Source organism: Bradyrhizobium sp. JHI2711 (assembly GCF_056156565.1).
The window spans coordinates 602153-614542 of sequence record NZ_JBPZPT010000003.1; the positions used below are offsets into that span (position 1 = coordinate 602153).

Consider the following 12390-nt stretch of genomic DNA (forward strand, 5'->3'; position numbering starts at 1 on the left):
TATTCGGCGCGCTGCCACTACATGTGTGTCCTGCAAGCGCGCACCGTCACGCGGCCCCTCCACACCGGCAGCCCTCCCATGATCCCCTTCTCCGTGCTCGACCTCGCCCCCATCTGCCAGGGCGGCGACGCGTCGCAGGCGTTCCGCAATTCGCTCGATCTGGCCCGGCATGCCGAGACGTGGGGCTTCAAGCGGTTCTGGCTGGCCGAGCATCACAACATGACCGGCATCGCGAGCGCGGCGACGTCGGTAGTGATCGGCCACATCGCGGGCGGAACGAAAACGATCCGCGTCGGCTCCGGCGGGATCATGCTGCCGAACCACTCGCCGCTCGTCATCGCCGAGCAGTTCGGCACGCTGGAATCGCTCTATCCCGGGCGGATCGATCTCGGGCTCGGCCGAGCGCCGGGCACCGACCAGTTCACCGCGCGGGCATTGCGGCGCGACCTTGCCACGACGTCCGAAAATTTTCCGCATGACGTGCTGGAGCTGCAGGCGCTGCTCGGCGACGTGCAGCCGAACCAGGCGATCCGCGCCGTGCCCGGCATGGGGACCAAGGTACCGTTGTGGATCTTGGGATCGAGCACCTTTGGCGCGCAGCTGGCGGCAATGCTCGGCCTGCCCTTCGCGTTCGCCTCGCATTTCGCACCGCAGATGATGATGCCGGCGCTGCGCGAATATCGTGCGCGCTTCGAGCCCTCGGCGCAGCTCGACAAGCCCTATGCGATGATCGGCGTCAACGTGTTCGCGGCCGACAGCGATGAAGAGGCACAGCGGATGTTCTCCTCGCTGCAGCAGCAATTCATCAACCTGCGCCGCGGCACGCCGGGGCCGCTGCCGCCGCCGGTGGAGGACATGGACGCGTTGTGGTCGCCGGCGGAGAAGGCCGGCGTTGCGCAAGCGCTGTCATGCTCAGCGGTCGGGTCGCCCGATGTGGTCGAAGCGAAGCTGAAGGCGCTGATCACTGAAACCGGCGCGGACGAATTGATGACGACGGGGCAGATCTACGACCACACGGCACGGCTGCGCTCGTTCGAGATCGCAGCGGAGGTGCGGGATAGGCTCGCGAAGCAGCCGGTGGGGTGAGGGCCCGATTGTCGCGGCGATGAAGGTGCGCTCCCTCCCCCGCTTGCGGGGGAGGGTTGGGGAGAGGGTGTCTCCGCAATGGGACAATCCCCTAGAGGAAAGAGTCCTCACCCCGACCCTCTCCCGCACGCGGGAGAGGGAGCGCACCGCGCGCGTGGCGAGCTGCTCAGCCCAATCCTCTCATGCCCTAATCCGCAAAGCCGAACAGCTTGGCCGGATTGTGCACCAGGATCTTCTCCAGCTCCGCCTGGTCGGGCGCGTAACGGTACATCAGCTCTAACAGATCGGCATCGTTCGGCGGCTGCTTCACCGAGACCGGATGCGGCCAGTCGCTGGCCCAGACGCAGCGGTCGGGAGCGGCCTCGATATAGGCGCGCGCGATCGGGATCACGTCGTCGTAAGGCGCGCCGGTCTTCGAGGTCTTCTCGCCGAGCGAGAGCATGACCCAGAAATTGCCCTTGGCGAGCAGCTCCAGCATCTTGCGCAGATTCGGATCGTTCCTGCCGGCCTCGGGGTCAGGCCGCGCCATGTGGTCGATCAGCACGGGCACGTCGAGGTTCTCGTATTTGGCGACGCTCGAGACGATGCCGTCCTTCTCCGGCTGGATCTTGACGTACCAGCCGAGCTCGCGGATGCGGGCGATGGCGCGGGCGAAATCGGCGTCCGACAGCACGGCGCCGAGCTCCTGGCGGAAGCTGAAGCGCGCGCCGCGCACGCCGGCATCATGCAGTTTTGCGAGATAGGCGTCGCTGGCTTCCGCGAACACCAGCGCATTGGCGCAGCCGCGATAGTTCGGGCCCATCGCGGCAAGGCCGTCGAGCACGACGGCATGATCCGCGCCGTAGGTCGTGGTCTGCACGATGATGCCGCGCTCGATGCCGAGCGTCTTGTGCATGCGCAGCGCCGCTTCCCAGGTCGCGGTCGGCATCCGATAGGCGGCGCCGGGACGCTCCGGATATTTGTCGATCGGCCCCAGCACGTGGAACTGGCTGTCGATGGTCTTTGGCGGCGGCGCCTTGATCGGGCGGCGCGGGTTGGGGTCGAACGGCAGATAGGTCGGCATGCAAGCGCTCCCTCAGTCGATCACAGCGGTGAAATCGCATTGGACCAGGGCGCCGCCATCCATGTTGTCCATCGGCAGCGCGTGGCGCGCGGGGCGCGAATGCTCGTCCGGAAACATCTTCAACCACTCGACATTCACAGGGCCGCGCTGCGAGCGGTCCTTCAGCCACACCGTCATCTTGATGATGTCGGAGGTCGAGCCGCCGGCGGCCTCCACCGTCGCCTTCATATGCGCGAACATGTTGGCGCATTGGGCATCCAGGCTTTCGGGCATCGCATTGGTCGCGGGATCGCGGCCGAGGATGACGCCGGACATCACGAGATTGCCGATGCGGCAGGCGTTCGGAATCGGGTTGACGTGCTTGAAGCCGCCGATGTGGATGCTCCTGCGCCGCGTTTGACCACTCATGGTGCGCTCCCTGCTTGTTATTGCTTCAGACGAACTGGCATGACACCGAGCCGAAGGCGCCGTAATCGGCATGGAAGGTGTCGCCGCGGCGGATGTCGACGGGACGCGTGAACGATCCCGCCAGCACGACCTCGCCGGCTTTGAGATGCTCGTCATGCGGTGCGAGGCGGTTGGCGAGCCAGGCGATGCCGTTGGCGGGGTGATTGAGCACGCCGGCGGCAAGGCCGGTTTCCTCGACCTCGCCGTTGCGGAACAGCAATGCGCCGATCCAGCGCAGGTCCGCATCCATCGGGCGGATCGGCCGGCCGCCGAGCACCAGCGCGGCATTGGCCGCGTTGTCCGAGATCGTGTCCATCACCTTGCGGGTCCTGCCCGTCTCGGGGTCGACGCGGTGCATGCGCGTCTCCAGAATCTCCAGCGCAGGCGTGACGTAGTCGGTGGCGTTGAGCACGTCGAAAATGGTGCAATCGGGCCCGCGCAGCGGCGCCTTCAGCACGAAGGCGAGCTCGACCTCGATGCGCGGCGCGTGGAAGCGGTCGAACGGAACAGGCGTGGCATCGGGGTAAAACATGTCGGCGAACAGCACGCCGTAATCGGGCTCGTTGATGCCGACCGCGTTCTGCATCGCCTTCGAGGTCAGACCGATTTTGTGGCCCTTGATGATTCGGCCGCGGCCGAGCTGGAGTTTCGTCCAGGCGCGCTGGACCGCGTAGGCATCCTCGATGCTGAACTCCGGATAGTCCTTGGTGAACATCGGGATCAGCGTCTTGGTTCGCTCGGCTTCATCGAGCCGGGCGGCGAGGCGTTCGATCGTGGCGGAATCCAGCATCGTTTTACTGCTCCGCCGCCACGGTGTTGCGCAGCACGCCGATGCCGCTGGACTCGACCTCGACGACGTCGCCGTCCCTGAGCCAGCGTGGCGGATCGAACCGCGCACCCGCGCCGGTCGGCGTGCCTGTCACAATCATGTCGCCGGGCTTGAGGGTGGCGAAGGTCGAGAGATAGGAGATCAGGAAGTCGAACGGGAACATCAACCGCTCGGTGGTGTCCTGCTGCCGCACTTCGCCGTTCACGCGTGTGACGATGTCGTGAGGCCCGCGCGGGTCGAGCTCGTCAGACGTCACGATCCACGGGCCGATGCTGCCGGAGCGATCAAAATTCTTGCCCTGCGTGACGTTGAACTTGCCGTGGCGCAGCCAGTCGCGGATCGTGCCCTCATTGCACAGTGTCATGCCGAAGATGTGCGACCACGCTTTTTCGCGCGGAATGTGGCGGCCGCCCTGCCCGACCACGATGACGAGCTCGCCTTCATAGTCGAGCTGGTCCGAAACCTTCGGCTTCTCGATCGGCTGGCCGGAGCCCGTCATCGAGGACATGCTGCGCACGAACAGGCTGGGATATTTGGGCAGGTCGGAATCGTCTTTATACTCCGCATTGCGCTCGGCGTAATTGACGCCGATGCACCAGAGCTTCTCCGGCGCCAGCACCGGCGGCAACAGGACGAGCTTGTCCAGCGCATGATCCGGCTTTTGCCCCGCGACGGCCTCCTGCGCATCGGCGAGTGCGTTGGCCGCGATCAGCGCCTTCACGTCCGAATAGTCGCGGCCGATGCGCCTGGTCAGATCGACCACGCCGCCGTCCACGGCCGCGCCGTAGCGCGCCTCGCCGTCCAGGAGATAGCTCAGCAGTCGCATTGTATTCCTCCGATGATCTTGGGGCGGCGGCCGGCGATGAGGCCCGCGCGCTCAGTCTTTCGACTTGGGAGTCTGGAAGACGCTGCCCAGCGTCACGATCTCGCCGAGGCGGGCGTAGCGCGGGCCGCCGATGCGCGCGATCGGATCGAGCGCCCTGGTCTCGACCTTGCCGTCGTTGACGAGACCGTCGCGCAAATGGAACAGCACGACCTCGCCGACGATGAGCCGGCTCTTGGCGTCACCGAATTCGAGGCACTGCCGGAAGCGGCACTCCATCGCGACCGGGGCGGCAGCGAGCCGCGGCACCTTGATGCGCTCGCTCGCGAGCGTCTCCAGGCCGAGATGCTCCACCTCGCTGATTTCAGGCGGATGCTCGACCGATGAGTCGTGCACGGCATTCATCAGCGGCGTATCCGCGATGTGGATCACATATTCCTCGGTGTCGAGGATGTTGTGCGCGGTGTCCTTGTAGTCAGCGCCCTTGCGGCCGACGCTGATGGCGAGCATCGGCGGCTTCTGCGAGACGAAGGTGAAGGCGCTGAACGGAGCGAGATTGAGCACGCCCGTAGCTGACAGGCTCGTCACCCAGGCGATCGGGCGCGGCACCACGATGCCGGTCATCAGGCGGTAGATGCGCTCGGCGCCGAGCTCGGTCGGATCGATCCGCATCGATCAATCCGCCCTGATATTGGCCTTGCGCACCACCGGAATCCACTTGGCGTCCTCGCGCTCGAGATAAGCCTTGAACTCGGCCGGCGTCATCGGCGTGGCTTCGCCGCCGAGCTTCTCGAACTTGTCCGCAATGGCAGGGTCCTTGAGGATCGCGACCAGCGTCTCGTGCAGCTTCTCGACGATGGGCGCAGGCGTGCCAGCGGGCGCGAACAGGCCGGTGAAGGTCTGGCCGTCGAAGTCCTTGTAGCCGAGCTCGGCGAAGGTCGGCACGTCGGGCAGCGATTTCAATCGATGCGGTGAGGTGACGGCGAGCGCGCGGAACAGGCCGGCCTTGATGTGCTGGAGGCTGACCGTGAGCTGGTCGAAGGCGAACTGCACCTGACCGCCCAGGAGATCGTTGATGGCCGGCGCATTGCCGCGGTAATGCGCCGTGACCCATTGCAGGCCGAGATTCGACTGCATCAGCTCGCTGAGCAGATGGTTGGTGGTGCCGGGACCGGGCGAGGCCATGGTCAGCTTGCCGGGCTCGCGCTTGGCGAGGTCGAGAAACTCCTTGAGCGTGGTCGCCTGCACCGAGGGATGAACCTCGAGCACCAGCGGCGTCATCGAGATCGTCGAGATCGGGAGAAAGTCCTTCTTCCAATTGTAGGCGTCGCGCTTGTTGATCTCGGTCGCGAACAGCACCGGGCCGTTGGCGCCGACGAACAGCGTGTAGCCGTCGGGCGCCGATTTCGCGAAGGCTTCGCCCGCGATCATGCCGCCGGCGCCGGCCTTGTTCTCGATGACGAAGGGTTGGCCGAGCTTTTCCTGGAGCTTGTCGGCGACGATGCGCGCGGCGCTGTCGACATTGCCGCCGGCGGGATAGGGCACGATCAGCTTGACGTTGCGCGCCGGCCATTGCTGGCCGGAGGCGGGTCCCGCCAACATTGCGGCTGCTGCAGCGATGGCAATCCAGATTAATCTCATGTTAACCTCCCGGCGGCGCTTCCAATTCCATATCGGGCGCAGACTTTCGTGCATGGCATCCCGATCGGAGCGCAATCTCCAGATGCGCGCTTGCCCTGTCGAGCGAATTGTGGCGTTCTTGTCCATATTATGGACAAACGACGCGCAACGAAATCCACCCGCAGCGCCGTGGAGCCGCGACATGGCGCGCAGGCGATCCGGCGCGCGCTCGCGGTGCTGCGCATCCTGGCCGCAGGGCGCGAGGACGGTGTGCCATTGGCCGATGTGGTCCGCACGACCGGGCTCACCCGCCCCACCGTGCATCGCATCGTCCACGTGCTGATCGAGGAAGGCATCGTCGAGCGGCACGGCCGGAGCGGCCGCTACGCGATCGGCAACCAGGTACCGGAACTGGCGCTGGCGCGTCCGCGGCCATCGCGGCTCTTGGTCGCCGCAAATCCGTCGCTGCAGCGCGCGTCCGCCGCGATCGGCGACACGCTGTTCCTGACGGTGCGCACCGGCAACGACACGCTCTGCGTCGATCGCCGGATCGGCGTCTACCCGATCCAGGTGCTGTCGATCGAGGTCGGCGCGCGCCGGCCGCTCGGCGTCTCCAGCGCCGGCGTTGCCATTCTCGCCGCAATGCCGGCGCAGGAGGCGCGAAAGATCGTCGCGGCGAACGAGAAGCGGTTCGAGGCCTACCGGACCGACGTCGCGACCGTGCTCGGCGAGGTCACCGCCGCCAGGCGGCTGGGATATGGCATGAGAGAGATCGGACTGGTGCAGGGGACGAAATCGATCTCGACCTGGATCAAGACGCCGGACGGGCAACCGGCTGCAGCGATGACGGTCTCCGCCGTTCGCACGAGGCTCGGGCCAAGGCGCGAGCAGGAGGTCGCGGAGATCCTGCTGCGGGAGGCGCGGATGATCGAGCAGGCGATCGGGGGGTGAAGCGCGGACGGCGCCTCTTCGCCTCTCCCCGCTTGCGGGGAGAGGCCGGAATTTGCGCAGCAAATTCCGGGTGAGGGGGAGCCTCCGCGAGTCCAGCTGCCACCATCTTCGTGGAGAGAGCCCCTCACCCCAACCCTCTCCCCGTAAGAACGGGGCGAGGGAGCGCACCGCCGGCGCGGCTGGAGCTCGCTTCAAACCCAGCGCTGTCAATGGGCTGACGTACCGCTCCGTTTTGTGGCACAACGGCCGCCATCGCCGACCGATCAACGAGGCCACGCATGCCCGCGCCGAAACCGCCTGCCTTCGAGACCCTGAGCCTGCATGCGGGCCAGCATCCGGATCCCACGACCGGCGCCCGGGCGGTGCCGATCTACCAGACCACGTCCTACGTGTTCCAGGATTCCGATCACGCCGCCGCGCTGTTCAATCTGGAGCGCGCCGGCCACATCTATACGCGCATCTCCAATCCGACCACCGGCGTGCTGGAGGAGCGGCTTGCGGCGCTGGAAGGCGGCGTCGGCGCGATCTGCACGGCGAGCGGCCAGGCGGCGCTGCACCTCGCCATCGCCACGCTGCTCAATGCCGGCGACCACATCGTGGCGTCGAGCTCGCTCTATGGCGGCACCATCAATTTGTTGGCGCACACGCTGCCCCGCTTCGGCATCACCACGACGTTTGTGAAACCACGCGATCTCGACGCATTCCGCGCGGCGATCAAACCGAACACGAAGCTCGTGATCGGCGAGACCATCGGCAACCCCGGCCTCGAGGTGCTCGACATCCCGAAGGTTGCGGCGATCGCGCATGAGGCCAAGATTCCGCTTCTGATCGACAACACCTTCGCCACGCCCTATCTCAGCCGCCCGATCGAGCTCGGCGCCGACATCGTGATGCATTCGGCAACCAAATGGATCGGCGGCCACGGCATTGCGATCGGCGGCGCTATCGTGGACGGCGGCCGCTTCGACTGGCGCTCCTCCGGCAAGTTCGGCGTGCTGACCGAGCCCTATGGCGGCTATCACGGCATCGTCTTCGACGAGCAGTTCGGCACCGCCGCCTTCATCATGCGCGCCCGCACCGAAGGCCTGCGCGATTTCGGCGCCTGTCTGTCGCCGACCAACGCGTTCCAGCTGCTCCAGGGCGTCGAGACGCTCGGCGTGCGCATGGACCGGCATATGCAGAACACGCATCTGGTGCTGGAGGCGCTGAAGTCCAACAAGGCCGTGGACTGGGTGCTGCACCCGTCGCTCGAGGATCATACGGACTACCAGCTTGCCAAGACGCTGCTGCCGCGCGGTGCCGGCTCGATCGTCTCCTTCGGCATCAAGGGCGGCCGGCCTGCCGGACGCAAGTTCATCGAGAGCTTACGCATGATCAGCCATCTCGCCAATGTCGGCGACGCCAAGACGCTGGTGATCCATCCGGCCTCGACCACGCATCAGCAGATGGATGCCGAGCAGCTCAAGGCGGCCGGCATCGGCGAAGAGCTGGTGCGGCTCTCGGTCGGCATCGAGACCGCAAGCGACATCATCGACGACCTCAACCAAGCGCTGCGCATCTCGCAAAAGGCCTGACACCATGAAGCTCTCCGTCAACGGCACCGATGTGTTTGTCGCAACCGGTGGCCGCGACTTCGACAAGTCCCTGCCCGCGGTCGTCTTCATCCACGGCGCCGGCTTCGACCATTCGACCTGGGCGTTGCATACGCGCTGGTTCGCCCATCACGGCTTTGCCGTGCTGGCGCCCGACCTGCCCGGCCACGGCCGCTCTACTGGGCCTTCGCTCGGCAGCATCGCCGAGATGGCCGACTGGACGGCGGCGCTGCTCGATGCGGCGGGCGCCGCAAAGGCGCATCTGATCGGTCACTCCATGGGCTCGCTGATCTCGCTGGAGACCGCCGCGCGACATCCCGACAAGGTGTCAGCGCTGAGCCTGATCGGCACCGCCGCGACCATGACGGTGGGTCCGGATCTGTTGAAAGCCGCCGAAGCCAACTCGCAGGATGCCAACGACATGGTCTCGATCTGGGGCCTCGGCTTCAACGCGGAGCTCGGCGGCAGCCTGGCGCCGGGCCTGTGGATGCATGGCGGCGCGCAGGCGGTGCTCAGGGCATGCGAGCCGGGCGTGCTGTTCAGGGATCTGTCGGCCTGCAACTCCTATACGAATGCGCTTGCCGCTGCGGCGACCGTGAAGGTGCCGACGACGCTCATCCTCGGCGAGCGGGACATGATGACGCCGGCGAAGGCCGGCAAGGCGCTCGCCGCGGCGATCCCGCATGCAAAGACCGTCGTGGTGCCCGGCGCCGGCCACATGATCATGGCCGAGCGGCCGGACGAGCTGCTGGCGGCGCTGAGGAACTAAAGTTGTCTACGCATGATCTTTCCGGAAAACCGCTTCGCACTTTTCCGGATCATGCTTTAGGCGGATCAATCTTCCGTCTTGCGCGTTGCGGTCAGACATCCCTCTCACTCAAGAAGGGAACTGGACCATGCCGAGACAGGAAGTCATTCGCAAAGCCAGGCAAGACAAGCGCGCCGGCAAGTCGGCCAGCACGCAGGCCGGCGAATTCGTCAAGGACGAGATCGACAGGATCCGGAAAGGCAAGCACGGCGCACGCTCGACCAAGCAGGCCATCGCGATCGGCCTCTCCGAAGCGCGTCGCGCCGGTGTCGATCTGCCGCCACCGCGCAAGGGAAGCACTAAGAAGTCGACGCGCCGTAGTGCCAAGTACGCTTACGAGGTCGGCCAGGGCAAACGCACGCCGAAGCGGAGGCCAAAAGTATCGCGCGCCGCCACGAACGCTCTGAAGAAGGAACCGCGATCGACCGCATCGCGCAGTGCGCTGTCGAAACAGGCCAAGCGAGCCGCAAGCCGCCGAACCGCAGCGTCCCGTTCAGCCGCCGCGCGCAAGGCAAGCCACACCAAGGGTGCCAAGGTGCGCTCCGCCACCGCGAAGAAGGCGGCGCGCACCAGGGCGCGCCGCCAGAGCTGATCAGCTCAGGCGGCGTCAGGCGGATTCATCTGGCGCGGTCAGAAGTGGTCGGCACCACATCGCGGGCGTCTGTGGGGTGGGCAAAGCGAGGCGTGCCCACGATTTCTTCGCCGCGTTGGGCAGGTCGTGGGCACGGCGCAAATGCGCCTTTGCCCACCCCTACGATTCCGTCGATCGTGGAAAGAGACGGCTCACTCACCACATCGTCGCGGCGGCGCGCTCCGGCCAGATGCGGTCGTATTCCGCGCCGCCGACTTTGTTGTCGCTCATCTCCGCAAGAATCTGCCCCGGTGTCGGCAGCGTCTTCGGATCGACGCGCTTGTCGGGATTCCAGAGATCGGCGCGGACGATGGCGCGGGCGCACTGGAAGTAGATCTCGTCCACGTTCATCACCATGACGCTACGCGGCGCCTTACCCTCGACCTTGAACGAGGCCAGCAGCTCCGGATCGATCGACAGATGCGCGCGGCCGTTGGCCCGCACCGCATTGCCCGAGCCGGGGATCAGGAACATCAGCGACACGCGCGGGTCGCGCACGATATTGCGCAAGGAATCGACCCGGTTGTTGCCACGGCGGTCGGGCAGCATCAGCGTCTTGGGGTCGTGGATGCGGACAAAGCCGGGCAGATCGCCGCGCGGCGAGCAATCGATGCCTTCGGGCCCGATGGTGGCGAGCGCGGCGAACGGCGCCTTCTCGATGAAGATGCGGTAGAGCGGGGTGACGTGGTCGGCAACTTTGACGGTCGAGGCATCGTTCGTGACGCCGTAGATGGCCTCCAGCTGCTCGACCGTTTCAATCACCGTCATTCCACTCTCTCCGTGTTATTGCCCGCAACTAATCTTGCCAGCCTTGATTCCTGATCACGCGCACGAGCTGGCGGCTGTGATAGTCGGCGCTGCCGGCATTGAGGATGGTGACATCGGCGTGTGCCGAGGCGTCATCGACGCTGCGCGACAGCCGCTCGGCGATGTTGCCATCGCTTTTCCGGGCGCGCGCGGCAAGCCGCTGCGCCAATACGTCCGGCGGCGCCGTGATCGCGACCACCACGACGTTGGCATAGGCGCGGCGCAAGGCAGCGATCACGGTGCGTGAGACGTTGGCAACGATGGTGCGGCCCGCGCGGACGTCGTCGTTGATCTCGAGCGGCAGCGCATAGGAATGCCCATGCGCCTCCCAGTGCACGGCAAAGTCGCCGTGCTCGCACGCGCGGCGGAATTCGTCGGGACTGACCGCGATATTGTCTTCATCGGCCGAGGACGCACGCGTCACGATGCGGCGCGGGAAGACGATGTCGGGATCGTCGCTGCAAGCCGCCTGGGCCAGCCGCAGCAAGGTATCCTTGCCGGCGCCGCTGGGGCCGACCACGAGCACGAGCCGGCCGGGGCCGATCGCACCCGTCTCGCCTTCGCCCGTGGCCGCCATCTCGCTCATGCGACGCGGTGTCCTTCGCGCCAGACGCTGCGGACCACGGGAACGTGGCCTGCGACATGGACGCGGATCAGATCGGCGCGCTTGCCAGTCGCGACCTCGCCGCGGTCGGTGAGGCCGACCGCTTCGGCGGGCGCTTTCGTCACGGTGCGGACCGCGGCCGGAAGGCTGATCGCGGGCACATGCTCGGGCAATTGCAACGCGGCCATCAAAAGGCTCGACGGGATGTAGTCCGACGACAGGATGTCGAGCAGGCCCTCGCGGGCGAGATCGACCGCGGCGATGTTGCCGGAGTGCGAGCCGCCGCGCACCACGTTCGGCGCGCCCATCAGGATGTCGATGCCGGCCTGGTGCAGGCCGCGCGCGGCCTCAAGCGTGGTCGGGAATTCCGCGACGGAGACGCGGTCGCGCACGGCGTCCGCGACGTTCTCCTCGGTGGTGTCGTCGTGGCTCGCCAGCGGAATGTTGTACTGATGCGCCAGCGCCACGATCTCGCGCATGTTGGCCGCGGCATACAGCCTTTGATATTCGAACCGCTTTGCGAACAGCTCGTCGAGCTCGGCATCGGTCTTGCCGCCGCCCTTGCCGCGATAATAGTCGCGCAGCTTGACCTCGTCGCGAAACTGGCGCTGGCCCGGCGTGTGGTCCATCAGCGACATCAGCTTGACGTCGGGACGGTCGATCAGCTCCTTGGCCTCCTCGACCACGCTTGGCATCGGGATCTCGCAGCGCAGATGCAGGAAGTGATCGGCGCGCAGCAGGTTGGCCTCGCGCGCGGTGGTGATCGCGGCGGCGAGCACGCCGGCGCGGCCATCGACCTCCTCGGCGCCGTCCTCGCGCCAGACCCGGAGCGAATCGAACACGGTGGTGATGCCCGAGGTCGCGAGCTGGCCGTCATAGGAGATGACGGCGGCGACAGGATTCCAGAACACTTTTGGCCGCGGTACGTAATGCGCCTCGAGATGGTCGGTGTGGAGTTCGATCAGGCCGGGCATGATCAGATCGCCGCCGGCATCCTCGGCACCCGCGGGCGCCCTCCCCTCGCCGATCTCCGCAATGCGGCCGTCGGCAAGCGCGAGCCAGCCCTGCTCGATCACCCGGTCAGCCAGCACGATCCTGGCGTTGGCGATCACGGATTCCTTCTTCATTT

Annotated in this window: 14 protein-coding genes; 5 read left to right on the forward strand and 9 right to left on the reverse strand. The window is 66.3% G+C overall.

Going from position 1 to position 12390, the window contains the following annotated elements; all coding sequences use genetic code 11:
* Window positions 1–78: 78 nt before the first annotated feature.
* Complete coding sequence (locus tag ACTEK7_RS25170) at window positions 79–1086, forward strand: LLM class flavin-dependent oxidoreductase (protein ID WP_036026975.1); 1008 nt, start codon at window positions 79–81, stop codon at window positions 1084–1086.
* 187 nt (window positions 1087–1273) lie between these two features.
* On the opposite strand, the gene ACTEK7_RS25175 is transcribed toward ACTEK7_RS25170, so the two are convergent.
* From ACTEK7_RS25175 to ACTEK7_RS25200, 6 genes are read right to left on the reverse strand one after another with little or no spacing between them, the layout of a single operon-like run.
* Window positions 1274–2149, reverse strand: coding sequence for an amidohydrolase family protein (locus ACTEK7_RS25175; protein ID WP_225147316.1), 876 nt, complete (start codon window positions 2147–2149; stop codon window positions 1274–1276).
* Window positions 2150–2161: 12 nt separating this feature from the next.
* Window positions 2162–2557: a RidA family protein gene (locus ACTEK7_RS25180; protein WP_225133946.1), complete on the reverse strand. Its 396-nt coding sequence runs from the start codon at window positions 2555–2557 to the stop codon at window positions 2162–2164.
* Window positions 2558–2582: 25 nt separating this feature from the next.
* Window positions 2583–3386, reverse strand: a complete 804-nt coding sequence (gene hpaH / locus ACTEK7_RS25185; RefSeq protein WP_225147315.1) for a 2-oxo-hept-4-ene-1,7-dioate hydratase — start codon at window positions 3384–3386, stop codon at window positions 2583–2585.
* Between the two features lie 4 nt (window positions 3387–3390).
* Complete coding sequence (locus ACTEK7_RS25190; protein ID WP_225147314.1) at window positions 3391–4251, reverse strand: fumarylacetoacetate hydrolase family protein; 861 nt, start codon at window positions 4249–4251, stop codon at window positions 3391–3393.
* 51 nt (window positions 4252–4302) lie between these two features.
* Window positions 4303–4920, reverse strand: coding sequence for a flavin reductase family protein (locus ACTEK7_RS25195; protein WP_036026965.1), 618 nt, complete (start codon window positions 4918–4920; stop codon window positions 4303–4305).
* Between the two features lie 3 nt (window positions 4921–4923).
* Entirely contained in the window at window positions 4924–5889 is a 966-nt protein-coding gene (locus ACTEK7_RS25200) for a Bug family tripartite tricarboxylate transporter substrate binding protein (protein ID WP_057027821.1), read from the reverse strand.
* Window positions 5890–6018: 129 nt separating this feature from the next.
* Between ACTEK7_RS25200 and ACTEK7_RS25205 the strand changes: the two genes are divergently transcribed.
* The 4 genes from ACTEK7_RS25205 (at window position 6019) to ACTEK7_RS25220 (ending at window position 9811) form a co-directional block, all read left to right on the forward strand.
* Window positions 6019–6819 (forward strand): IclR family transcriptional regulator, encoded by an 801-nt coding sequence (locus ACTEK7_RS25205; protein WP_225147313.1) that lies wholly within the window; start codon window positions 6019–6021, stop codon window positions 6817–6819.
* Between the two features lie 278 nt (window positions 6820–7097).
* Entirely contained in the window at window positions 7098–8393 is a 1296-nt protein-coding gene (locus ACTEK7_RS25210; RefSeq protein WP_036014390.1) for an O-acetylhomoserine aminocarboxypropyltransferase, read from the forward strand.
* Window positions 8394–8397: 4 nt separating this feature from the next.
* Complete coding sequence (locus ACTEK7_RS25215; protein WP_036026951.1) at window positions 8398–9180, forward strand: alpha/beta fold hydrolase; 783 nt, start codon at window positions 8398–8400, stop codon at window positions 9178–9180.
* A 127-nt stretch (window positions 9181–9307) separates the two neighbouring features.
* Entirely contained in the window at window positions 9308–9811 is a 504-nt protein-coding gene (locus ACTEK7_RS25220; RefSeq protein WP_225147312.1) for a DUF6496 domain-containing protein, read from the forward strand.
* A gap of 195 nt (window positions 9812–10006) precedes the next feature.
* On the opposite strand, the gene ACTEK7_RS25225 is transcribed toward ACTEK7_RS25220, so the two are convergent.
* From ACTEK7_RS25225 to ACTEK7_RS25235, 3 genes are read right to left on the reverse strand one after another with little or no spacing between them, the layout of a single operon-like run.
* Window positions 10007–10618 carry a pyridoxamine 5'-phosphate oxidase family protein gene (locus ACTEK7_RS25225; protein ID WP_036026947.1) on the reverse strand — a complete coding sequence of 204 codons (612 nt, stop codon included), beginning with the start codon at window positions 10616–10618 and terminating at the stop codon, window positions 10007–10009.
* A 28-nt stretch (window positions 10619–10646) separates the two neighbouring features.
* Window positions 10647–11243, reverse strand: a complete 597-nt coding sequence (gene phnN / locus ACTEK7_RS25230; protein WP_036026943.1) for a phosphonate metabolism protein/1,5-bisphosphokinase (PRPP-forming) PhnN — start codon at window positions 11241–11243, stop codon at window positions 10647–10649.
* On the reverse strand, window positions 11240–12388 hold the full coding sequence (locus ACTEK7_RS25235) for an alpha-D-ribose 1-methylphosphonate 5-triphosphate diphosphatase (protein ID WP_057027588.1): 1149 nt from the start codon (window positions 12386–12388) through the stop codon (window positions 11240–11242). Before ACTEK7_RS25235 ends, phnN begins: the two co-directional genes overlap by 4 nt.
* Window positions 12389–12390 lie beyond the last annotated feature (2 nt).

Bases quoted from the DNA above. Each gene is read 5' to 3' on its own strand.
- ACTEK7_RS25170 (WP_036026975.1), top strand. From the start codon at position 79: ATGATCCCCTTCTCCGTGCTCGACCTCGCCCCCATCTGCCAGGGCGGC.
- ACTEK7_RS25175 (WP_225147316.1), bottom strand. From the start codon at position 2,149: ATGCCGACCTATCTGCCGTTCGACCCCAACCCGCGCCGCCCGATCAAG.
- ACTEK7_RS25180 (WP_225133946.1), bottom strand. From the start codon at position 2,557: ATGAGTGGTCAAACGCGGCGCAGGAGCATCCACATCGGCGGCTTCAAG.
- hpaH (WP_225147315.1), bottom strand. From the start codon at position 3,386: ATGCTGGATTCCGCCACGATCGAACGCCTCGCCGCCCGGCTCGATGAA.
- ACTEK7_RS25190 (WP_225147314.1), bottom strand. From the start codon at position 4,251: ATGCGACTGCTGAGCTATCTCCTGGACGGCGAGGCGCGCTACGGCGCG.
- ACTEK7_RS25195 (WP_036026965.1), bottom strand. From the start codon at position 4,920: ATGCGGATCGATCCGACCGAGCTCGGCGCCGAGCGCATCTACCGCCTG.
- ACTEK7_RS25200 (WP_057027821.1), bottom strand. From the start codon at position 5,889: ATGAGATTAATCTGGATTGCCATCGCTGCAGCAGCCGCAATGTTGGCG.
- ACTEK7_RS25205 (WP_225147313.1), top strand. From the start codon at position 6,019: ATGGACAAACGACGCGCAACGAAATCCACCCGCAGCGCCGTGGAGCCG.
- ACTEK7_RS25210 (WP_036014390.1), top strand. From the start codon at position 7,098: ATGCCCGCGCCGAAACCGCCTGCCTTCGAGACCCTGAGCCTGCATGCG.
- ACTEK7_RS25215 (WP_036026951.1), top strand. From the start codon at position 8,398: ATGAAGCTCTCCGTCAACGGCACCGATGTGTTTGTCGCAACCGGTGGC.
- ACTEK7_RS25220 (WP_225147312.1), top strand. From the start codon at position 9,308: ATGCCGAGACAGGAAGTCATTCGCAAAGCCAGGCAAGACAAGCGCGCC.
- ACTEK7_RS25225 (WP_036026947.1), bottom strand. From the start codon at position 10,618: ATGACGGTGATTGAAACGGTCGAGCAGCTGGAGGCCATCTACGGCGTC.
- phnN (WP_036026943.1), bottom strand. From the start codon at position 11,243: ATGAGCGAGATGGCGGCCACGGGCGAAGGCGAGACGGGTGCGATCGGC.
- ACTEK7_RS25235 (WP_057027588.1), bottom strand. From the start codon at position 12,388: ATGAAGAAGGAATCCGTGATCGCCAACGCCAGGATCGTGCTGGCTGAC.